Source organism: Acinetobacter sp. 40AMC3-4 (assembly GCF_049898185.1).
GTDB lineage: Bacteria > Pseudomonadota > Gammaproteobacteria > Pseudomonadales > Moraxellaceae > Acinetobacter.
Genome location: NZ_JAFCXG010000017.1, coordinates 17,043 through 38,744 on the forward strand (window position 1 = coordinate 17,043; position 21,702 = coordinate 38,744).

Sequence of the window (21,702 nt, forward strand, 5' to 3'; positions counted from 1 at the left end):
CGATTATAAAATCTTTTTGAGCAATTATCCACGTAGGAACATCCGCTCTGCTGCCACCACTTGAATATCCTCACGACGTAACACATAACTGAGCCTCACCTTGTTGCTTTGTACTAAAGCCAACTACTTGGTGGCTTAAATCTTTCGGTGCACCTCGGGTTTTTGCTACCACATGCTGAACGACACTGACGTCAGAGCCAAATAAAGACACTTTATAGGCAATCAACTGCTCTTGATTGGTGGAATGAAGTTGTTGGGCTAGTACATTTTCATCCAAGTTTTGCATCGGCAGTTGTTGAGTCAATCGAGCGACCATTGGATGGCTGAATCAAACCAAATTGATATATTTCCTTGACTGAGCAAGGCTTTATTGTAGGTAGATCAACTGGTTGTACGATAGATCTTGGGTGCAGACCTCTTCATTTAGAAATTATATTCCCCAAGAAGCTTTCAGTGGTAGGTTTGTGCAACAAAGCCTCTTGCAAATAAAGGCTATCAAGGGATTTATACATTGTATCCAAATAGTTTATGGCCATTAAAAGCAAAAAAGCACTAAAAACCAGATCTCGAGCTAAAACTTTATAACCAAGAAATCAATAAAAGAAGAATTGGGATTGAACAGGTATTTGGAACTTTGAAAACCTTCAAAATCCTTGCCGAGCGATATCACAACCCTGGCAAAAGACTAGGATTAAGATTTAATTTAATTGTGGGAATCTATAATTTTGAGCTGAGTAAAAAGTGAATTATGAAAGAAATCTAATATATAAAATTTTAAGAGATTATGAAAATTGGTCATACCAAAAAATAAATTAAATCTTTTATATTGTGTTTTTGGGCTAATATTACTAATATCGCCAATACAAAATGCACATTTTATCTCTTAAACACTAAATTGGTCATACCAATTTAGTGTTTAAGTACAATAAACTGTTCAATCTAGTAGTTAAGCATTTCAAGGAGTAGACAATGCTTCAACAGTGGCAACAAATTTATGATCCTATAGGCAATATCTGGATTTCGAGTGCTATTGCGCTAGTTCCAATTATTTTCTTTTTTTTAGCGTTAGCTATTTTTCGCATGAAGGGTAGTGTAGCCGCTACAATTACCGTTTTTTTAGCCTTTCTGGTCTCATTATTTTTATACAAAATGCCAATTGGAATGGCATTAGCATCAATGGTCTATGGATTCTTCTACGGCCTGTGGCCAATTGCATGGATTATTATCGGTGCAGTTTTTATATATAAGATTTCAGTAAAAACAGGACAGTTTGATGTTATTCGTTCGTCTATTCTGTCAATTACAGAAGATCAACGTCTGCAAATGCTATTAGTTGGGTTTGCTTTTGGTACGTTTTTAGAAGGTGCGGCAGGTTTTGGTGCGCCCGTCGCAATTACTGCGGCACTGTTGGTGGGACTCGGCTTTAAGCCTTTATATGCGGCTGGGCTATGCCTGATAGTTAATACTGCACCTGTTGCTTTTGGTGCAATGGGAATTCCGATCATTGTCGCTGGGCAGGTTTCAGGTGTTGACACCATGGAAATCAGTCAAATGGTTGGTCGTCAGTTACCCTTTATGGTGCCAATTGTATTGATCTGGATCATGGCAATCATGGATGGTTGGCGTGGGGTTAAAGAAACTTGGCCTGCTATTTTAGTTGCCAGCTTATCTTTTTCTTTAGCGCAATATCTAACATCAAATTTTGTTGGGCCTGAGTTACCCGATATCACTGCTGCAATTGCATCATTAATTAGTTTAACTATCTTGCTTAAGTATTGGAAACCAAAACATATTTTTCTTTTTGAGGACAAAAATATACAGGTAGATGAAACTATTATCAAGCAAGCTCGTAAACAATATAGTGTGGCACAGATAGCCAAAGCCTGGTCTCCATTTCTGATACTTACAGCAATGGTGACGATCTGGAGCATCAAACCTTTTAAAGATTTATTTGTTAAGGACGGCCCATTAAGTGATTTAGTAGTTTCAATTAAAGTGCCGTATTTGCATCAATTGATTCAAAAGCTACCACCTGTCGTGCCTGAAATTAAAGATTATGATGCGATTTATAAGTTTGATTGGTTATCAGCAACGGGTACGGCGATTATATTGGCGGCATTGATCACGATTATTTATTTAAACATGAAACCTAAAGAGGCAGTTTCGACATTCTTTGAAACCGTGAATGAACTAAAAACCCCAATTTATTCGATTGGTATGGTACTGGCTTTTGCGTTCATTGCAAACTATTCAGGTCTGTCAGCGACGCTTGCTTTAGCACTGGCACATACGGGTCAGGCTTTCACGTTCTTTTCACCATTCTTGGGTTGGGTTGGAGTGTTTCTTACAGGTTCAGATACTTCAGCTAACGCATTGTTTTCAGCGTTACAAGCAACTACAGCACAGCAAATCGGTGTGCCTGAAGTCTTGTTAGTTGCTGCCAATACCAGTGGTGGAGTAACAGGTAAGATGATTTCCCCTCAATCAATCGCGATTGCTTGTGCAGCAGTGGGTTTAGTTGGTAAAGAATCTGATTTATTTAGATTTACAGTAAAACACAGCATTATCTTTACGGTGATGATTGGTATTATTGTGACCTTACAAGCTTATGTTTTCCCGTGGATGATTCCGTAAACGGGTCAAGGAAAAAAATGAAAGTCTCCGACAAAGTGGTACAGCGTTTACGTCTATTGATTGAAAAAAATAATGTGCAAGTCGGAGAGCGATTGCCTGCTGAACGCCAACTCTGTGAACAGTTAGGTGTGTCTCGTAGCTCTTTACGTGAGGCGATTCAACAACTGATTACCGCAGGGATTATTCAGAGCAAAGCGGGTGCAGGCACCTATTTAAAGCAGTTGCCTGCACATTGGTCACAGTATCAAATCGTTGAGCCATTATCCGGTTTGATGGATCAGGATCCTGAATATCGTTTTGATGTACAAGAAGCTCGTATGGTGCTTGAAGGTGGTACAGCATGGTATGCCGCACAACGTGCCACACCCAGTGATTTGATCAATATTCGTCAATGTTTTGAGCAGATTAGCCATTTTCAGGCTTTAGGTGATGATGCCCACGCAGCAATAGCGGATGCGAATTTTCATCTGGCGATTGCAGAAGCATCCCACAATCTAGTGCTGATCCAAATGATGCGTAGTTTGTTTGATTTATTGCAAGACAACGTGATGTTAGGGCGACGTAAAGTTTACACCACACCACAACATTTTGAACAATTGCATGACCAGCATTTTGAGGTGATGGACGCAATTGAACGTCAAGACTCAGAGACTGCACGTAAGGCAGCTTGTGGGCATATTGAATTTGTTGTTCAACGCGTACGTATGATCGATGAAGAAGAAGCTCGTCGTCAACGTTCGAGTCGATTAAATAGGACATAAGTTATGATTATTTCTTCTGCAAATGACTATCGTGAAGCTGCGAAACGTCGTTTACCGCCATTTTTATTTGAATACATCGATGGTGGTGCCTATGCGGAATATACTTTAAAGCGTAATGTAGACGATTTATCAAAAATCGCTTTACGTCAACGTGTGTTAAATGACATGTCTGAGCTGAGCTTAGAAACGCAATTGTTTGGTGAGAGTTTGGCGTTGCCAGTGGCATTGTCACCTGTAGGTCTAACGGGTATGTATGCGCGTCGTGGTGAAGTTCAAGCCGCGGTTGCCGCAGATAAAAAGGGCATTCCATTTACCTTATCAACAGTTTCAGTTTGTCCAATTGAAGAAGTGGCACCTGCGATTCAACGTCCGATGTGGTTTCAACTGTATGTACTACGTGACCGTGGTTTTATGAAAAATGCCTTGGAACGTGCTAAAGCCGCAGGCTGTTCTACCTTAGTATTCACAGTCGATATGCCTGTTCCAGGTGCGCGTTATCGTGATGCACATTCAGGAATGAGTGGTAAAAATGCTGCAATACGTCGTTATATGCAATCGTGTATGCACCCACACTGGGCTTGGAATGTCGGTTTATTGGGTCGTCCGCATGATTTGGGTAACATTTCGAAATATTTAGGTAAGCCGACAGGTCTGGAAGATTATATCGGTTGGCTGGGAAATAACTTTGACCCTTCAATTTCTTGGAAAGATCTTGAGTGGATTCGTGATTATTGGGAGGGTCCCATGGTTATTAAGGGGATTTTAGATCCTGAGGATGCCAAGGATGCAGTACGTTTCGGAGCAGATGGAATTGTGGTTTCCAATCACGGTGGTCGTCAGCTTGATGGTGTTTTGTCTTCTGCTCGTGCGCTTCCTTCAATTGCAAGTGCGGTCAAAGGTGACATCAAAATTTTAGCAGATTCAGGGATTCGTAACGGTCTTGATGTGGTACGTATGTTGGCTATGGGTGCAGATATTTGTATGCTTGGTCGTGCATTTGTATACGCACTTGGTGCTGCCGGCGGTTCTGGGGTAAGTAATTTACTAGATTTGATTGAGAAAGAAATGCGTGTGGCAATGACATTGACTGGTGCAAGAACCATTGCAGATATTACATCGGATTGCCTGGTCAAGCTAGAGAAAGAGTAAGCGATTTAATTACTCACATTAGTAAGGCTTTGCCAACTTTCCTTTGGAAAAAGAGATTCTTATCTAAATAATTTGGGTAAACAAAGCTTCCTTTTGAAAAAAACCAACCTTGGTAAGAGTCACCGACATAAAATACACTAAATACTATAATTGGTATTTAAATAAACTCTATATATAACAGTTATATAGAGTTTTTATTTTATGTGGTGTAATTTAAGGTAGGGTAGGATACTTTGATTTTTGGTCACTAATTTATTGTGATAATCAACAATAATAACCAGCATACATATGCTTAACCTAAAGTTATTTTACTGACTGGTATAATTTTATGATGAGAGGGGTGTTGCCTGGGGCTACGGTTTCTGTTTTGCTTTTTGACGTAACACGTACAAATATAAGCTTTCTACTTTTTCACGTGCCTAGGGTGTGGTACGCAAGAATCGCAATGATGATTTAACACTTGGATCTATGCAAAAACATCTAACTTCAATTTTACGACTTAAACTGAACCGTACCGGGTTTGTCGGAGACCAAACTTTCTGAGATGAGACGCATTGCTTCGCAAGACGTAGCGAAGCGTAGTGATCCGATGAAAAACCTAAATATACCCCTGAAATCAGAGATAGAGCGGTTCAATTAGAACTAAACCCAACTATCGCAACACTGGGCTTTGGAGAATCTCGTCGTTTCTTAATTGCGTCGTAATAATGATTATCAAGATAAAATCAAAATATACAGATTTTTGTGTAAATCCTGAGTAGAATTCGACTTTTATTTTTTCTCCAGTAAAAAGGCATAGCTTTTCACTATGCTATTTTGCAAGGACGCTTTATGCTCGCGCTAGATATACAACATATTCGAATGAAACAACACGCCACTGATAAAGCACAAGCGTTGCAATGTCTAGTCGATATCTTGGTCGAAGACCAATTGGTTACACCTGATTATATTCATGGGTTGACCGGGCGTGAACAACAAAGTGCAACGTATTTAGGACAAGGAATTGCCATTCCGCATGGGACGCCTCAGTCTCGCCAATCTATTTTAAAAACTGGGATTCGTCTGGCGCACTTTCCTGAAGGAGTTGTTTGGGACGGTGAAAATAAAATTTATTTAGCAGTAGTGATTGCTGCGAAATCAGATGAGCATTTGCAAGTCTTACAAATTTTGACGCGGGCTTTAATTAATGATGTCGCTGATCAAGTGAAACAGGCTCAATCCGCAGAGCAAATTATTGCATTATTACAAGCCCAACCCGCATCTTTGGCATTGCATGAAAATTTAATCGCCACTCAAGTTCCCGCACTTGATGTAGAAGATTTGATTTGGCAGGCAACACAGTTGCTGAAACAGCAAAAAATGGTGGAGTGTGGTTTTCTGTCGGGTTTAAACCTAAACAGCATGATTCATTTAGGGGAGGGAGTGTGGTCGATCACTTCTAACCAGCATGTTTTGAGCCCAGCTGTAAGTTTGGTAAAAGCGGAACAGGTTTTAAGCCATCAGCAGGAAATGCTCAAGACTTTGGTGTGTATTGCCAGTAATGAGCAACTGGATATGCAACGGTTTCAACGGTTAATGGATATTTTGTTTGATACTGAACAAGTTCATACTCTCAACCAAGAGCAAGATAGTCACCAGTTGGCGCAGTTAATTGGTGCTGAACTGATTCCTGATTGGCCATCTCGTCGTATTGTCTTAGCTAATGCTCATGGTCTACATGCGCGTCCCGCGACACACTTGGTCAATATGACTAAGAAATTTGCAGGGGATATTCTCGTTGCTGTAGATGAGGGGGCTTACGTTTCGGCAAAAAGTTTAACCAAATTATTAGCCATGGGATGTCGTCGTGGTCAAACTCTGACTTTTATTGCACAACCTGATACTGATGCTGTAGCAGGCTTAGAACAGATTATTGATGCAGTTCAACAGGGCTTAGGAGAAGAGGTTGAAGCTGTTGATCTTGTATCTCATCAGCACAGCAGTAGTGACCCAGTCGTAAATACTTTGGAATTAATGCCTTTTGAATCACATGGCGATACGGGTAGCTGCGGTATTGCGGCATCAACTGGCCTTGCTTTTGGTCCTGCACATGTGGTGAAGCCACATGAATTTAGTTATGAACGTCGCGGACAGAGTTTTAAAGCTGAGAATGAAAAGCTTGAAATTGCGCTTCATCAGGTGAAAAATAGCTTACGTCAATTCATTGCACATACTGAATCTACTGCCATTAAGCAGATCTTCATGGCACATTTGGAAATGCTGGATGATCCAGACCTCCTCCAAAGTGTACAACGCGGTTTAAAACAGGGGTTGTCTGCTGCAGCAGCTTGGCATGATCATATTGAAGTGGCTGCTACCGCACAGGCTGCACTTAGCGATCGTTTACTGGCAGAGCGTGCGGCTGATTTAAGGGATATTGGTGAGCGAGTTTTGGCTGTTTTGTGCGGTGTGGCCGATGTCACAGAACCCGAGCAACCTTATATCTTAATTATGCATGATGTTGGCCCGAGTGATGTAGCGCGTATGAATAAAGATCGTGTTGCAGGCATTTTGACCGCGGTTGGTGGAGCGAGTGCCCATAGTGCTATTGTGGCACGTGCTCTGGCTATTCCAGCAGTCGTAGGTGCGGGTGTAGCTGTTTTAAATATTGAGAACCATGCCACCGTGCTAATTAATGGGGATACTGGTGAGTATGTGGTCTCACCCGAGCAAAGTCAGATTGATTATGCCATTGCAGAGCGCCAACGCCAGCGTGAGTTGCGAGAACAAGCGGAACAGCATTGTTTAGAACCCGCCATCACACTGGATCAACATCAAGTTGAAATCGCAGCCAATATTGGTAAAGTGGGCGCTACGATACAGGCTGTGGCCGATGGGGCAGAAGCAATTGGTTTGCTACGCACAGAATTGGTCTTTATGTCACACAGCAGTGCGCCTGATGAGGCTACACAGGAAGCCGATTATCGGGTGGTGTTAGATGCTTTGGCGGGTCGTCCATTGGTGGTACGTACACTTGATGTAGGCGGGGACAAACCTTTGCCGTATTTGCCTATTGAAAAGGAAGAAAATCCATTCTTAGGCTTACGTGGTATTCGTCTGACTTTACGTAAGCCAGAGTTGTTACGTCAGCAATTGGTTGCTTTACTTAAAGCAGCGGATAATCGCCCGTTAAGAATTATGTTTCCTATGATTGGGCGGGTTGAAGAATGGCGAGCAGCAAAAGCAATTTTGGATGAGGTTCGCATACAGCATCCATGTGAAAACTTACAAGTCGGTATTATGATTGAGGTTCCTGCGGCAGCATTGTTGGCTCCAATTCTGGCTCAAGAAGTTGATTTTTTTAGTATTGGAACCAATGACTTGACTCAATATACTCTGGCGATTGACCGTGGTCATCCACTGTTGTCTGCTGAAGCTGATGGCTTACATCCGAGTATTTTGCTATTGATTGATCAAACGGTTCGGGCAGCACATCAGCATGGTAAATGGGTGGGCATTTGTGGTGAATTGGCTGCTGATCCAAAAGCTGTGCCTGTATTGATAGGCTTAGGCGTGGATGAGTTGAGTATGTCGAGTACCAGTATTCCATTGGTGAAGGCGCAAATTCGTGGTTTGAACTATATAAATTGCCAACAGGTCGCACAGCAAGCCTTAAGTTGTGACAGTGCAACTGCCGTACGTGCATTGGTGGAGTAATTACCGAATGGCTAAGATATTAAGCATTACTCTGAATCCTGCAATTGACCTCACCGTGCAATTGGATCAACTAAAAGTTGGCGAGGTCAATCGTCAGTTAACGGCCCAAAGTCATGCAGCCGGTAAAGGCTTAAACGTGGCACAGGTCCTTAAGGATTTGGGTCATGAACTGATTGTGAGTGGCTTTTTAGGGCAAGAAAACCGTCAAATTTTTGACCATCATATCCAGCAAGAGCAATTTGATAACCAATTTATTTATGTTGCAGGTGAAACACGACAAAACATTAAAGTTGCAGAAGCTTCTGGTCAGATGACTGACATCAATGGCAAGGGCTTTTTTGTAGATACCTCAGCAAAACAACAACTACGTGAACGCCTATCTCAACTGATTTTAGAGGTTGATGTGATTGTGATTGCTGGCAGTTTGCCACAAGGGTTTTCTGCAGAAGAGCTTTCGACACTGATTCTATGGTTACAGTCTGCGGGTAAAAAAGTCGCAGTAGATACCAGTGGTGTTGCGTTGAAAGCAGCAATTGCTGCCCATCCTTGGTTGATTAAGCCTAATACAGATGAGTTGACAGAAACCTACCATTTGCCAGCAGAAACGTTTGCAGAACAGCAGCATCTTTTTGCCAGTTTAAATAGTCAGATCGAACATATTGTGGTCTCGATGGGTGAAAACGGGGTGAACTGGCTTCACCGCACGCAAACCCTGCATGCTACTGCACCGAAGGTCACCGTCCAAAGTACGGTGGGTGCAGGAGATTCCTTGCTGGCAGGTATGATTCATGGCTTGTTGAGTTCAACTTCCCCAGAAGAAACATTGAAAACAGCAACCGCAATTGCGAGCAATGCTGTGACCCAAATTGGGTTTGCCCTTCCAGACTTTGCTGTTATTGAAGATTTGAAATCGCAAATCTCAGTCCAATCATTGAGTTAATACGATGCAAGAGATAAAACATATTTTATTTGTGCCACATAGTCCCGAGCAGCCGATTAATGCAGTGATTTTGTCCAAAAAACTGTCCAAAGCAGCGACAGCACTTGGTATTTCCAATCATGTGGCGACATCAGTCGAGCATCTCGATTTATCAAATGTTATTGATACGGTTGTTTTTGTAGGACAGAAGTCGGCAGAAGCGGATCAACTGCGTGACAAGGTTGTGAAAGTCATTGGTTTGAATAACGCGCAACACGATGCGATCATGCTTTTGCAACAAGTTCTTGAGCATTCAGATGCTTTAGATGAAACTATTGCAGCCAATGTAGGGGTTACACGCTTTGTCGCCATTACAGCATGTCCAACTGGTGTTGCGCATACGTTTATGGCGGCCGAAGCCTTACAACAAGGTGCAGTAAAGCACGGTTATCAGATTGATGTTGAAACCCAAGGATCGGTTGGGGCTAAAAATGTTTTATCGGCAGAAAGTATTGCCAAAGCAGATGTGGTGATCTTAGCAACGGATATTGAGGTCAATACAGATCGCTTTGTAGGCAAACGCGTATATCGCTGCAGTACAGGATTTGCCCTTAAGCAAACGGATAAGACTTTTGCAAACGCAATTGCTGAAGCCAAAGTGCTTGAAACGGGTAAGCAAACAGCCACTAAGACAGAAAATGAAAACAAAGAAAAAACTGGAATTTATAAACATCTTTTAACAGGGGTGTCTTTCATGCTGCCAATGGTGGTGGCGGGCGGTTTGATCATTGCCATCTCGTTTATGTTTGGCCTCAATCCTGTTGAAGGAAGCTTTGCCGCATCCTTAAAGCAAATAGGTGCTGCAGCATTTACTCTTATGGTACCTATGCTGGCAGGTTACATTGCTTATTCTATTGCGGATCGTCCGGGTTTAACTCCAGGTTTGATTGGCGGTTTACTTGCAACACAATTAGAGGCAGGCTTTCTCGGTGGATTAGTTGCAGGTTTTATTGCAGGTTATATTGCGTTATTTTTATCGAAACAGCTTAAACTCCCAAGTAGCCTAGAAGCATTAAAACCAATTTTGATTATTCCACTATTGGCCAGTTTAGCTGTTGGTTTAATCATGATTTATGTGGTTGGACAGCCTGTTGCACAATTGTTTGAATTACTCACACACTTCCTTGCCAATATGGGGACGACCAATGCCATGATCATGGGGATTATCCTTGGGAGTATGATGTGTATTGATGTTGGGGGCCCAATAAACAAAGCGGCTTATGCCTTTACGGTGGGCTTACTTACGTCACAAACATACGGACCGATGGCGATTACCATGGCTGCGGGTATGGTACCGCCATTGGGTATGGCAATTGCAACTTTTCTGGCAAAGCATAAATTTGCCAAACCTGAGCAAGATGCAGGGAAGGCTGCTGTAGTTCTGGGCCTATGTTTCATTTCGGAAGGGGCTATTCCGTTTGCTGCTAAAGACCCGATTCGAGTGCTTCCATGCGCGATCGCAGGTGGTGCTGTAACTGGGGCTTTGGTTGCATTATTTAAATGTGAACTAGTCACCCCTCATGGCGGTGTAATGGTACTGATCATTCCGAATGCGATGAATTATCCATTAAAATATTTATTGGCGATTGCGATTGGAAGTGTGGTGACTGGTGTAGCTTATGCCGTGATAAAACAACGGTTAGAATAAGCCCTCTATAGAGGCTTTGTGAAAGCTATTTAGTGCAATAAATGAATATTATGCTCAATCCTATTTTGGATCAGTTGGAGAGTCTCTGCTTGAATTTGTCCAGGTAATAGGTCATGAGCGATATTGCTGAATCGGATTGCAACCTTACAAATCGAGCCAATAATTTCATCGACTTCTTGGACACAAAGTTCCGCTTCCTGAGTACCAAGTTTCACAAGAGCTTGTCGAGGAATATCCAGTGCCTCACCCATGATATCCATTTGATGATATCCCCCTGGTCCTTCACAGAAAGTAACATCATAGGCAGGGGCGAGTTTCCATTGCCCATTTTGGGACATCAGAAATGAAAAGTTTTTGCAATGATCATCTCGATTATTGAATACTACATTGAAAACAGCGTAAGCGTCCGCTGAACCCCATCGCTATTTTTTAATTTGAGTTGGGTTTCCAGCGGTGTGGCAGTAATTCTTCAATCTGGGTCACTTTATGTGTCGGCAACCTTTTCAGCACATCACTTAAATAGGCATACGGATCTAGCCCATTCAGCTTTGCTGACTGAATCAGGGTCATGACATTCGCAGCTCGCTGACCACTGCGTAGCGAGCCAGCAAACAACCAGTTCTTGCGTCCCAATGCCCAGGGACGCATTTGATTTTCGACCCAATTGTTGCAAATCGGTAGATTGCCATCATCCAAATAGCGACTTAAAGCTGGCCAACGCTTCAGAGTGTAATTGATCGCCTTGGCGATTGGAGAACTCGACGGCACCGTCAGATAATGTTGGTTGAGCCATTCATATAGTTGTTGCATCATCGATTGGCTATGTTGTTGCCGGTATTCGCGACGGTGTTGCGCTGTACCATCGGTCTTTTTCCTGAGTTCTGCTTCTATGGCATACAGTTTCTGAATCATCACTAATGCTTGTTCAGCGACCTGACTTTTTCCGGTCGCATGCAGTTCATGGAATTTAAGATGTGCATGGGCCATGCAGCCCACCTCAATGATCTGGCCTGATTTAAAGCGTGCTTTATAACCACCATAATCATCACAGACCAGATGGCCTTGCCAGTCTTTCAGGAACTCTTCAGCATGCTTATCCTGAAAGTCATAGATCACCGCCTGAAGTAGATTGTACTGTGTGGTGGCATAGGCCCAGACATAACCTTTCTTCGGTTTTTTCTCATTCTCACCCATCTGCATGATGGTGACCGGTGTTTCATTGGCATGCAGCACCTGTTGCTGCAGTACAAGCTGTCACAGCTGCATTGCGTTGAGGCAGGTTCGTGCTCAATACGCAGAGTGAGTAGATGATCAGGTAGCGGTCGACGTTTAGGTTTGTTGGCTGGGGCTTTCTGTGTCGCTGCATCGGTTTTAGCTGCATTCAGCCGTTCCAGTTCCAGATCAACCGCGGCAATATCTTCTTCAACCGCTTCATCCCAGAGGTGGATTTGTTTGGCCGTTAAGTATTCATTCTTCTGGGCGAACTTATGCCGTTTAAACTGCAAAAGTTCATGCTCGTATTTTTGATTGAGATTAGAGAGAGATTTAACTTTAGAATCTAATTGCTGATTTGATTGTTCCAGTTGTTGTTTTGATTATGCTAAAGACTGATGCTGCAGCGCCAACTGTCGGATAAATTCCAGCAGGTGTTCATGGGTCAGTTGGTTTAAATCAGGCAGCATTTTCATGACTGCAGTATGGTTGAGATCATGTTTGGAGAATAGCAGAATGGATGAGTTCGATTTAGAGCATTGTTACCACTTGCTGCAGACCGATTCTTTGCCAAGTTAAACCGTGGATCAGTGCTTGTAACTGCTCCGGGCTGAGGGTCACGGTTTCATCTTGGTGAACTTTAGCCCAGTGGAATTTTCCCTGTTCCAGCCGTCGGGCACATAGCCAGATGCCCAGCCCATCATGCACCAGCACTTTCATGCGACGGCCACGCTTATTACAGAACAGATAAGCACAATGCGGTTTGATATAGCCAGAGGCTCTCAGCACCTGAGCCATGACAGTATCCATACCTGCTCGCATATCCAGAGGTTGGGTAGAAAGCCAGATTTCATCAATGCGGATCATTTGATCAAGCCCTGAAGTAAAAGCAGCAACTCCTTGGCCGATTCCACTGGCCATTCTATTTCGATCACCTGATCTCTTGCGGAGCATTGTTTCTGATGCAGTGGAATTCTGATATGAGCGACAGCATTCTTTTCCGGTTCAGGTGGCGGCGGTGCTTCTTGTTTGACTCTGGTGTCGGGTGAAGAATGACGGGAAGAAAGTCGGTCTGTGGAATGGAAGGGGTTGTGAATGATGGAACCATTGATCTGGACTGACGAATCCATTTATGTAATAGATTGGCATTGATCTGATGTTGCATTGTGACCTTAGCCACTGATGTATTTGGCTGCAGGCAAAGCTCGACCAAGTGCTGTTTAAAATCAGTTGCGAAGATTCTGCGGGCTCTTTCTGTCGTTTGTTCAGTGTCTATAAAAGTGTCTAAGGCCATAAACATAATGTCCATTTAATAAATAATGGGCACTATTGGTATATTGAGAAAATAAGAAAAGTGGGGTTCAGCGGATGCTTACCGAAAAAGAGATCTACAGAGACCTCTTTTTATTTGGGCTTAATACGTGAAATTATTGATGAGTGTCATCTTCATTCAGAATTTGCCCTGTGTGCTTTGGTGTAATTAAAGGTGCAGTCGGACGCGGTCCTGTGTATTGCAAGCCGATACCCGCATAGACATCATCTGCTGCAACTTCGGTTTCAAAACGTTCTTTGTCTCGTTCTCGGATTTCTTGGCTAATTTCTACATCAGTAACAGCAGGCGGAAAACCACGAGTTCTCAGAGGCTGAATAACAACAATGGGATAAAGCTGTTCTATGATTACATAGATAAAAATGATAAATTCTTCAATGGACATAACTTTGCTTTAATTTCTTGGTGGAAACTAAAATAGGGTTATGTCCTTTTTATTTCAATCACTTAAAAAGTTGAGATTGGGGTTTAATATATTGAAATATATTAATTATTTTTTTATGCTATCCAATCCATCACCAAACACCTGTGAGTCACTGACATTATTGGTTGTGAGCTGAGCTGCAAGTTTTTGCAGTGTTTCAGCATCTATTATACCTATGTGAAGTTTACGCTATTGTCATCGATATTCAGACTGATGTTTTTTACGTTTTCATTCACCTTCTCCTAAAAACCTCAAGCCAGTAGGGTCAATGAGTAGATGGAGACTATCGCGACTTTTTTGATAGCTAAGAAGCCTCCAGTGGTAAGTTTGTGCAACAGAGCCTTATTTAACTAAAAATTTTCTATTTAACTTATGTTTACCTAAAATCTAGTTTATAAATTATTTTTACAATATATTTATTAATTTCAATATTTTGAAGAAAAATAATAGAAATTTATAAAAAATTAGTTCATAAACTTATAGGATTTTTAAGAGCATTTATATGAATGACTAAGTACTGTGAAAAAAGAGAACTAGATGACGTTTAGATAAAATTTTCAATCAAATAATCTTATTGTTGTTATTTCTAGTCACATAGTCTATTTTTATTATATGAATTATTCTTCCTCACCCAAAAGACCACGTGGTCGACCAACCAAACACGGCTGTAACTATGCAGACACTAAAGAAGTTTTAATCCACCGAGGTATCGAGTTACTGACCGAACGTGGAATGAATGCTATGAGCTTGGACGATCTCATGAAATCAGTCCAAGTTCCTAAAGGGTCTTTCTACCATTATTTTGTAAATAAAGAGGCTTTTATTTTAGAAGTCTTAGATGCTTATGAACTTTATTTTGTGAAGCGATTGAATAAGTTTTTAAGTCAAACTGATCTTTCCCCACTAGAAAAGCTGCAAAATTTTGTAAAAGATGCGGGTGAAAAAATGCAAAAATATGATTTTAAACGAGGTTGTATTTTAGGTAACTTAGGACAAGAAGTGTCGTATTTACCACAAGAAATCATTGCCCGAATCGAAAATATCTTTAAGGTATGGGAGAAATTAGTTTCTGATTGCCTACATCAGTCAAATTCACAATATAGCCTAGCTGATTGCGATGAAGCTGCTTATCAGTTTTGGATTGGGTGGGAAGGTGCAGTTCTAAGAGCACGTTTGGTCAAATCAACAAGTCCCTTAGATGCATTTTATCGCTTGTTTACTTTAGCTGTAAAACAACAAATCACGTAAAAAGTTAATTAAAAAATAAATGCAGACGTCTGTATTTATTTTTTAATTAATTCTAGACAAGCAGTCTAATTAAATGGAGAGGAAGTTCTATGTACAAAGGTATTGTAATTACTAAAGATGAAGCAGGTTACACATCACAAATTACTGAGACTGCATCAAAGCCTTTACAAGAAGGAGAGGTTAGAGTCGAAGTCAAATATTCAACACTCAATTATAAAGATGCTTTAGCCATTACTGGGCGTTCACCTGTGATTCGTAGTTTTCCGTTAACACCAGGTATTGATTTTTCAGGCGTTGTGATTGAATCAAAACATCCAGCATGGAAAGAAGAAGATGAAGTTCTACTGAATGGTTGGGGAGTGGGTGAAAAGTATTCTGGAGGACTAGCCGAGCAAGTCATTGTTTCAGGTGATTGGCTCATACAAAAACCTTCAGTTTTTTCTTTTAAAGATACGATGGTTATTGGTACAGCAGGTTATACCGCAATGTTGTGTGTCATGGCTTTACAAAAACATGGTATTAAACCAAATGATGGAAAAATTTTAGTGACAGGTGCAAATGGTGGAGTAGGTAGTATTGCCATTATTATTTTGAATCATCTTGGTTATGAGATTACAGCTTCAACTGGTCGACCTCAAGAGTCAGAATATTTAACCTATCTAGGTGCGAGTGAAATTATTGATCGTATTGAATTATCTTCCCCAGGAAAGCCATTAAACAAAGAAGTTTGGGCTGGCGTGATTGATACTGTTGGTAGCCATACTTTAGCGAATGCATGTGCTAGTACAAAATATCGTGGTGCAGTTGCTGCGTGTGGTTTGGCAGGCGGAATGGATTTTCCAGCAACAGTTGCTCCATTTATTCTAAGAGGGATTACCTTATATGGAATTGATAGCGTGATGGCACCAATCGAATTAAGAAAAGAAGCATGGGAACGTTTAGCTACAGAATTGGATCAAACAAAATTAGAAAAAGTTACGACTGAAATTCAGTTAACAGATGCTTTAAATATTTCAAATGAAATTTTAGATGGAAAAATTCGAGGTAGAGTTGTTGTACAGATATAGTTCAACAAAATGAGTTGTGGGACTGTTCTAAATTTTGTGTAAGTACTTAATTTTCATTTATCCTACTGAGGATAATAAAAAAAGGTACTTCACATGGATGAAGCTACAATCAAAAGTATGGCAGCTGAATTAGCTAAAGGTTTAAAAACTCCTGAAGATTTAAACCAAATGACAGCCATATTTAAATGTATTAGTTTAGCAATGAATTGTTTTACGATTCAGTTCGATGATCGATTAAAAGATCATTTATAAAAAATGGGACTTACACAAAATAATTTACAGGCTCGTAGAAACATGAAAATACATTCTTTTGGTGAACACAATAACATTACTTTATCTAATAATTGTATTGAAGTTCGAGGTGCACGTGAGCATAACCTTAAGGATGTAGATGTTTCTATCCCAAGAAATGCACTTGTTGTTTTCTCAGGTGTATCGGGTTCAGGAAAATCATCACTTGCTTTTGGAACTATTTTTGCTGAAGCACAAAGAAGATATTTCGAATCTGTTGCACCTTATGCAAGACGCTTAATAGATCAGGCCGGAGTACCAGATGTTGATGCTATTGATGGTCTACCACCAGCAGTAGCATTGCAACAACAACGTGGTGCAAGTAATACCCGTTCTTCTGTTGGAAGTGTAACAACTTTATCAAGTCTCGTGCGAATGATTTATTCGCGTGCTGGTGCATATCCTGCCGATCAGCCAATGTTATATGCCGAGGACTTTTCACCGAACACTCCTCAAGGTGCTTGTCCTACCTGTCATGGTTTAGGTCACATTTATGAAGTTACAGAATCGACAATGGTTCCTGACCCAACACTCAGTATTCGTGAGAGAGCTATCGCATCATGGCCACCTGCTTGGCACGGGCAAAACTTACGCGATATCCTAGTAACCCTAGGGTATGATGTTGATCGACCATGGAAAGATTTACCGCAATCGGATAGAGACTGGATTTTATTTACTGAAGAAACCCCAACAGTTCCTGTCTATGCTGGTTTAAGCCCCGCTGAGACTCAATCTGCACTTAAACGTAAACTAGAACCCAGCTATATGGGCACTTTCACTGGTGCTCGTCGCTATGTCCTTCATACTTTTGCTAATACCCAAAGTACGTTGATGAAAAAACGTGTTTCACGTTTTATGGAAGGAAAAATATGCCCTTCCTGTCATGGTAAACGCCTTAAACCAGAAGCCTTATCTATTACCTTTGCTGGAGTAGATATTGGTGAGTTTATGCAACTTTCTTTGGATAAGTTAACTTGCCTGCTTGAGCCCATTGTTCTTGGCAATTTCGACGCTCATGATGCTGGAGAAAAGACTAATAATAAAGTAACCCAACTTGATAGATCTGAACGAGCAACAACAGGTAGAGCAGTGCATTCTGTATCTCCAGATGTAAGACGTACGTCAGCACTTTCAGATGAAAAGAAAATTGCTGCCCAGCGTTTAGCAAATGGTGTGGTGGGGCGTTTAAATCAATTACGCCAGTTAGGTCTTGGTTATCTAACATTAGATAGAGCCACACCGACTCTTTCAGCGGGAGAGTTACAACGTTTGCGTTTAGCAACACAATTAAGTTCTATGCTATTTGGTGTAGTTTATGTACTGGATGAACCGTCTGCTGGATTACATCCTTCAGATAGTCAGTCATTATATGATTCTCTCGATAAATTAAGAGACGCTGGAAACTCCGTATTTGTTGTAGAGCATGATTTAGAGCTCATGCGTCGTGCTCAATGGTTAGTGGATGTTGGACCAGATGCAGGAGAGCAAGGTGGTAATATTTTATATAGTGGAGTACCTCAGGGTTTAAGTGAGATTTCAGCTTCACGTACTGCAAGTTATTTATTTAATAAAATCCCAGTTACTCAAAGTTATGGACGTACACCCTCTGGTTGGCTTGAACTTAACAATATTTACCGACATAACCTGCATAATATTGATGCTCGTATACCTCTTGGTGTACTTACAGCAGTTACAGGTATTTCAGGTTCAGGTAAATCTAGTCTCGTTTCTCAAGCTTTACCCGAGTTAGTACTTTCATATTTAGGCAATGAGTCTGAAACTGAAAACAATAATGAAAATAATCCTTTAAATGAAGGAATGTTGGTTAACGAGGTTACACAGGGTTCTCTGGCTGGTGATGTGGAGGCTATACAGCGTCTGGTACAGGTTGATCAAAAACCAATTGGCCGTACTCCACGTTCTAATCTGGCAACTTATACGGGTTTATTTGATCATGTTAGAAAGTTATTTGCTGGGACTCCTGAAGCTCGCCAAGCTCATTATGATGCTGGACGTTTTTCGTTTAATGTGGCTAAAGGGCGATGTGAAACTTGTGAAGGTGAAGGCTTTGTCAGTGTAGAGTTATTGTTTATGCCAAGTGTATATGCCCCTTGTCCGACATGTCATGGTGCTCGATATAATGATGACACTCTGAAAATTCGCTGGAATGGACGTAATATTGCTGAAGTATTAGGAATGACCGTCAATGAAGCACGTGATTTTTTTGATGGAGAGGTCTCGATTGCTCGTTCACTACAATTATTAAAGGAAATTGGCCTTGGTTATTTACGTTTAGGGCAACCAGCGACTGAACTATCTGGTGGAGAAGCGCAACGTATTAAATTGGCGACCGAGCTGCAACGCAATCAGCGTGGAAATACACTGTATATACTTGATGAGCCAACTACAGGTTTGCATCCATCAGATGTAGATCGATTGTTAGTTCAATTGCAGCGATTAGTCGATGCGGGTAATACCGTGGTTATGATTGAGCATGATATGCGTGCCGTTGCACAAGCAGATTGGGTGATTGATGTGGGACCAGGTGCTGGAAATGCTGGTGGGAATATTGTTGTGGCAGGAACACCAAAACAAATAACAGAAAATCAAGATAGCCGTACTGCTCCATATTTAGTTAATGAGTTAGTGAGTCGTGATACTAAACGTTGATATTGCGAGTGGGTAGAATAAAACCTTAAATTAAAAGCCTGTAAAATCAATCAGATATTTTTTGTTTTAGGTGGTGTGTGAGCATGAAATCTAAAAGTTTTTTTCAACTAAGGGCTTTGTTGCACAAACGGTAATCCTCCCATTAATAACCGAAGTTAAAAGTAGAGGTTAAGCAGCCATTAGAGGTGGCCTTCCTTTGTTTGCTTGGTGTGGTCTTTCATGGTTGTAATGCCACAGCCAGTTTGTTGCATAATCTTGTACTTCATCCAAAGTATCAAATAAATGTTTGCTCAGCCAACTATAACGTATAGTCCGATTATAGCGTTCAATATACGCATTTTGCTGTGGTTTACCTGGTTGAATATATTCAATACGAATACCTTGTTCAGTTGCCCAGCGTACAAATTCGTGACTGATAAACTCCGGGCCATTGTCACACCGAATAACTAACAGTTTTTCTCGCCATTCCAATAACTGATTCAATGTGTGAATAACCCTGATCGTGGGTAATGAGAATCCTGCTTCAATAGTCAAACCTTCTCGACGGTAATCATCAATCACATTCAACAATCGGAACTTACGACTATCGATCAGCTGGTCATGCATAAAATCCAGTGACCAGACCTGATTTGCCCGGATCGGCTCTTTCAGTGGTTCTGGTGCATGCCGTTTTAGTCTTCTTCTCGGTTTAATGCGCAGATTCAGTGCTAACTCACAGTAAATGCGATAAACACGCTTATGATTCCAAACATGGTTTTCAACATGACGTAGATAAGAGAAACACAGACCAAAACCCCAATCTGTATTTTCTTCAGTGAGCTCAATGAGCTGTTCTGCAATTAATGTATTGTCATCGTTTAACTTGGATTGATAACGGTAGCAGGTTTCACTGATACTAAATCCTCGGCAAGCCAAACGAATGCTAATCGCATAGTGGGCAACTGCCTGTTGTGCCATCTTACGTCGGCAAGATGGCCTCACCCTTGCGCAGCAGTGCTGCTCATTGCCATCGCTTCCTGAATGATCTCTGCCTTTAAGCGTTCTTCAGCATACATCTTTTTAAGTCTGGTATTTTCTGCTTCCAGTTCTTTGAGTTTTGCCATTAATGATGTATCCATACCGCCATATTTGGCACGCCATTTATAGAAGGTCGCATTACTCATACCGTGTTCACGACAAAGGGCGGCTACAGGTGTGCCAGACTCCGCCTGTTTCAAAATGGACATGATCTGACTGTCAGTAAATTTAGATGTTTTCATGCAGAATCTCCTGCCTATACTTTAAGAGAAAATTCTACTTTTAGGTCCTATTGTTTTTAGGAGGGATTACTGGGTACAAACATGGACATGATGAATCCAGATCAAACAAAAGAATAATTTGATTTTCGTTTGAAACTTTCTTTTCCAAATGAATTGTTTTTAAAGCAAACATAGTAAAGTTTATGAAGTATTCTTGAGGTCAACATATTATATTTTACAAATGAAATTGAAATTATTTAAGTTATTGAATTTTCGTTTAATAAAAGAAGATATGAAGTTATTATCAGGTATAATTCATTTAACATAATCAATATTATACGAAATCAGTGTTGTAAGCCCAAAATAGAAATGTCCGCTTTTAGAATGTGCACTTTTGCAATTTCCTTAGCGGACGGTTTGATATGTTGGTGTCTATGTCGGATAAAGAACTTAAACGATTGTCGGTCTTGCAGGAAATCTGCGATCAACGCATAACTCAATCCCAGGCTGCTCAGCTACTTCTACTTCATATTTCAGAATGTCAGGTCAGACGCTTACTGCAGAAATACAAAGTTCAAGGTCCAGCTGTATTAGCCCATACGGGTCGTGGCCAAACCAGCAATTCCAGGCTTTCTGAAGAACTCAGACTCAAGTGCCTCAATATTGTTTCTGATCAACTGCATGGTTTCGGACCAACCTTGGCGCATGAAAAGCTTATTCAACAGGAGTTATGGTTCATTCTGACCAAGGCAGTCAGTACTGTAGTCGTGCTTTTAGAGCGCTATTATTGACGAATAACTTTATTCAAAGTATGTCAGGCAGTCTTGCGCAGTACACTGCTCATGTTGGGACAATGCAGTGACTGAAAGCTTCTTTCATACATTGAAAGGTCATGTAATCCATGGCAGTGTGTTTGCCACTCGAAAAGAAGCGAATGCTGTCCTGTTCGACTATATCGAGATTTATTACAATCGAATCAGAATACATTCTGCAAATGGCTGGTTAAGTCCTGAAGCCTTTGAACAAAAATATTGTAAGAATTTAGAGGGATCGAATGTCCATAATACTGTCTAGGATCAGATAAAGGATTCTGCATCTGAAAAAAAGGCCTTTAGCTTAATTCTGAGCTTCGACTAATGACAAAATATAAGACTTCTACCTCTGAAAATTGTAAAAAATCAATTTTTTTGATCTTTAAAGAATGAGGATATAGTATTTGTAAAATTACTTAGCTGCTTAAAACTTAATTCTAATTGGTTAATAGGTGAAAAATGAAATTAGCAGAAGCTCTCTTACTTCGAAGTGATCAACAAAAAAAAATTATTTCACTAAAACAACGTATCAATGCAAATGTA

The 21,702-nt window shown here is 40.9% G+C and carries 12 protein-coding genes and 13 pseudogenes; 14 read left to right on the forward strand and 11 right to left on the reverse strand.

All coding sequences use genetic code 11. The features are described from left to right. Positions 1 to 70: 70 nt before the first annotated feature. Entirely contained in the window at positions 71 to 304 is a 234-nt protein-coding gene (locus ACP7BU_RS14185) for a hypothetical protein (RefSeq protein ID WP_225554309.1), read from the reverse strand. 665 nt (positions 305 to 969) lie between these two features. On the opposite strand from ACP7BU_RS14185, the gene lldP reads away from it, so the two are divergent. Genes lldP through lldD form a run of 3 tightly spaced genes read left to right on the forward strand, consistent with a single transcriptional unit; the run spans position 970 to position 4,544 of the window. Continuing rightward, the gene (lldP, locus tag ACP7BU_RS14190; RefSeq protein ID WP_004282148.1) at positions 970 to 2,634 is read left to right on the forward strand and encodes an L-lactate permease; all 1,665 of its coding nucleotides are present in this window, start codon (positions 970 to 972) and stop codon (positions 2,632 to 2,634) included. A gap of 17 nt (positions 2,635 to 2,651) precedes the next feature. Next, positions 2,652 to 3,395 (forward strand): transcriptional regulator LldR, encoded by a 744-nt coding sequence (gene lldR, locus ACP7BU_RS14195; protein ID WP_004282146.1) that lies wholly within the window; start codon positions 2,652 to 2,654, stop codon positions 3,393 to 3,395. Between the two features lie 3 nt (positions 3,396 to 3,398). Next, complete coding sequence (lldD, locus tag ACP7BU_RS14200; protein ID WP_180181369.1) at positions 3,399 to 4,544, forward strand: FMN-dependent L-lactate dehydrogenase LldD; 1,146 nt, start codon at positions 3,399 to 3,401, stop codon at positions 4,542 to 4,544. A gap of 353 nt (positions 4,545 to 4,897) precedes the next feature. On the opposite strand, the pseudogene ACP7BU_RS14205 reads toward lldD, so the two are convergent. Further along, positions 4,898 to 5,047, reverse strand: a pseudogene (locus tag ACP7BU_RS14205) (VF530 family DNA-binding protein); the annotation flags it as partial. Between the two features lie 328 nt (positions 5,048 to 5,375). Here ACP7BU_RS14205 and fruB point away from each other — a divergent pair. The 4 genes and pseudogenes from fruB to ACP7BU_RS14225 all read left to right on the forward strand — a co-directional run. Next, positions 5,376 to 6,504, forward strand: a pseudogene (fruB, locus tag ACP7BU_RS14210) (fused PTS fructose transporter subunit IIA/HPr protein); the annotation flags it as partial. 86 nt (positions 6,505 to 6,590) lie between these two features. Further along, a pseudogene (gene ptsP, locus ACP7BU_RS14215) lies at positions 6,591 to 8,240 on the forward strand (phosphoenolpyruvate--protein phosphotransferase); the annotation flags it as partial. Between the two features lie 7 nt (positions 8,241 to 8,247). Continuing rightward, positions 8,248 to 9,180, forward strand: a complete 933-nt coding sequence (gene pfkB, locus ACP7BU_RS14220; RefSeq protein ID WP_425880153.1) for a 1-phosphofructokinase — start codon at positions 8,248 to 8,250, stop codon at positions 9,178 to 9,180. Between the two features lie 4 nt (positions 9,181 to 9,184). Then, positions 9,185 to 10,867 (forward strand): fructose-specific PTS transporter subunit EIIC, encoded by a 1,683-nt coding sequence (locus ACP7BU_RS14225; protein WP_425880154.1) that lies wholly within the window; start codon positions 9,185 to 9,187, stop codon positions 10,865 to 10,867. A 29-nt stretch (positions 10,868 to 10,896) separates the two neighbouring features. Here ACP7BU_RS14225 and ACP7BU_RS14230 read toward each other — a convergent pair. From ACP7BU_RS14230 to ACP7BU_RS14260, 7 genes and pseudogenes are all read right to left on the reverse strand, one after another. Continuing rightward, positions 10,897 to 11,265, reverse strand: a pseudogene (locus tag ACP7BU_RS14230) (HipA domain-containing protein); the annotation flags it as partial. 31 nt (positions 11,266 to 11,296) lie between these two features. Beyond that, positions 11,297 to 12,450 (reverse strand): annotated as a pseudogene (gene tnpC / locus ACP7BU_RS14235) (IS66 family transposase). Between the two features lie 160 nt (positions 12,451 to 12,610). After that, positions 12,611 to 13,000, reverse strand: coding sequence for an IS66 family insertion sequence element accessory protein TnpB (gene tnpB, locus ACP7BU_RS14240; protein WP_425880155.1), 390 nt, complete (start codon positions 12,998 to 13,000; stop codon positions 12,611 to 12,613). Between the two features lie 10 nt (positions 13,001 to 13,010). Then, positions 13,011 to 13,388: a transposase gene (locus ACP7BU_RS14245; RefSeq protein ID WP_311771908.1), complete on the reverse strand. Its 378-nt coding sequence runs from the start codon at positions 13,386 to 13,388 to the stop codon at positions 13,011 to 13,013. A gap of 118 nt (positions 13,389 to 13,506) precedes the next feature. Then, a pseudogene (locus tag ACP7BU_RS14250) lies at positions 13,507 to 13,680 on the reverse strand (potassium transporter); the annotation flags it as partial. Then, positions 13,675 to 13,794 (reverse strand): annotated as a pseudogene (locus ACP7BU_RS14255) (IS982 family transposase); the annotation flags it as partial. The pseudogenes ACP7BU_RS14250 and ACP7BU_RS14255, both read right to left, overlap by 6 nt. 114 nt (positions 13,795 to 13,908) lie before the next feature. Continuing rightward, positions 13,909 to 14,142, reverse strand: a pseudogene (locus ACP7BU_RS14260) (transposase); the annotation flags it as partial. A 303-nt stretch (positions 14,143 to 14,445) separates the two neighbouring features. Between ACP7BU_RS14260 and ACP7BU_RS14265 the strand changes: the two are divergent. From ACP7BU_RS14265 to ACP7BU_RS14280, 4 genes are all read left to right on the forward strand, one after another. Next, positions 14,446 to 15,081, forward strand: coding sequence for a TetR/AcrR family transcriptional regulator (locus tag ACP7BU_RS14265; RefSeq protein WP_004647830.1), 636 nt, complete (start codon positions 14,446 to 14,448; stop codon positions 15,079 to 15,081). Between the two features lie 89 nt (positions 15,082 to 15,170). Continuing rightward, positions 15,171 to 16,148, forward strand: coding sequence for an MDR family oxidoreductase (locus tag ACP7BU_RS14270; RefSeq protein ID WP_114541430.1), 978 nt, complete (start codon positions 15,171 to 15,173; stop codon positions 16,146 to 16,148). A 93-nt stretch (positions 16,149 to 16,241) separates the two neighbouring features. Beyond that, entirely contained in the window at positions 16,242 to 16,400 is a 159-nt protein-coding gene (locus ACP7BU_RS14275; protein ID WP_161489514.1) for a hypothetical protein, read from the forward strand. Between the two features lie 42 nt (positions 16,401 to 16,442). After that, a complete protein-coding gene (locus ACP7BU_RS14280; RefSeq protein ID WP_086044950.1) occupies positions 16,443 to 19,109 on the forward strand; it encodes an excinuclease ABC subunit UvrA in 2,667 nt (888 codons plus the stop codon). Between the two features lie 168 nt (positions 19,110 to 19,277). Here the strand turns inward: ACP7BU_RS14280 and ACP7BU_RS14285 are convergent. Together ACP7BU_RS14285 and ACP7BU_RS14290 are read right to left on the reverse strand one after the other, a co-directional pair. Further along, positions 19,278 to 20,368, reverse strand: a pseudogene (locus tag ACP7BU_RS14285) (IS3 family transposase). Positions 20,369 to 20,432: 64 nt separating this feature from the next. Beyond that, positions 20,433 to 20,540 (reverse strand): annotated as a pseudogene (locus ACP7BU_RS14290) (site-specific integrase); the annotation flags it as partial. 241 nt (positions 20,541 to 20,781) lie between these two features. Between ACP7BU_RS14290 and ACP7BU_RS14295 the strand changes: the two are divergent. From ACP7BU_RS14295 to ACP7BU_RS14305, 3 pseudogenes are all read left to right on the forward strand, one after another. Then, a pseudogene (locus ACP7BU_RS14295) lies at positions 20,782 to 21,063 on the forward strand (ISNCY family transposase); the annotation flags it as partial. Continuing rightward, a pseudogene (locus ACP7BU_RS14300) lies at positions 21,057 to 21,421 on the forward strand (IS3 family transposase); the annotation flags it as partial. The pseudogenes ACP7BU_RS14295 and ACP7BU_RS14300, both read left to right, overlap by 7 nt. Before the next feature lie 197 nt (positions 21,422 to 21,618). Next, positions 21,619 to 21,702: pseudogene (locus ACP7BU_RS14305) on the forward strand (DIP1984 family protein); the annotation flags it as partial.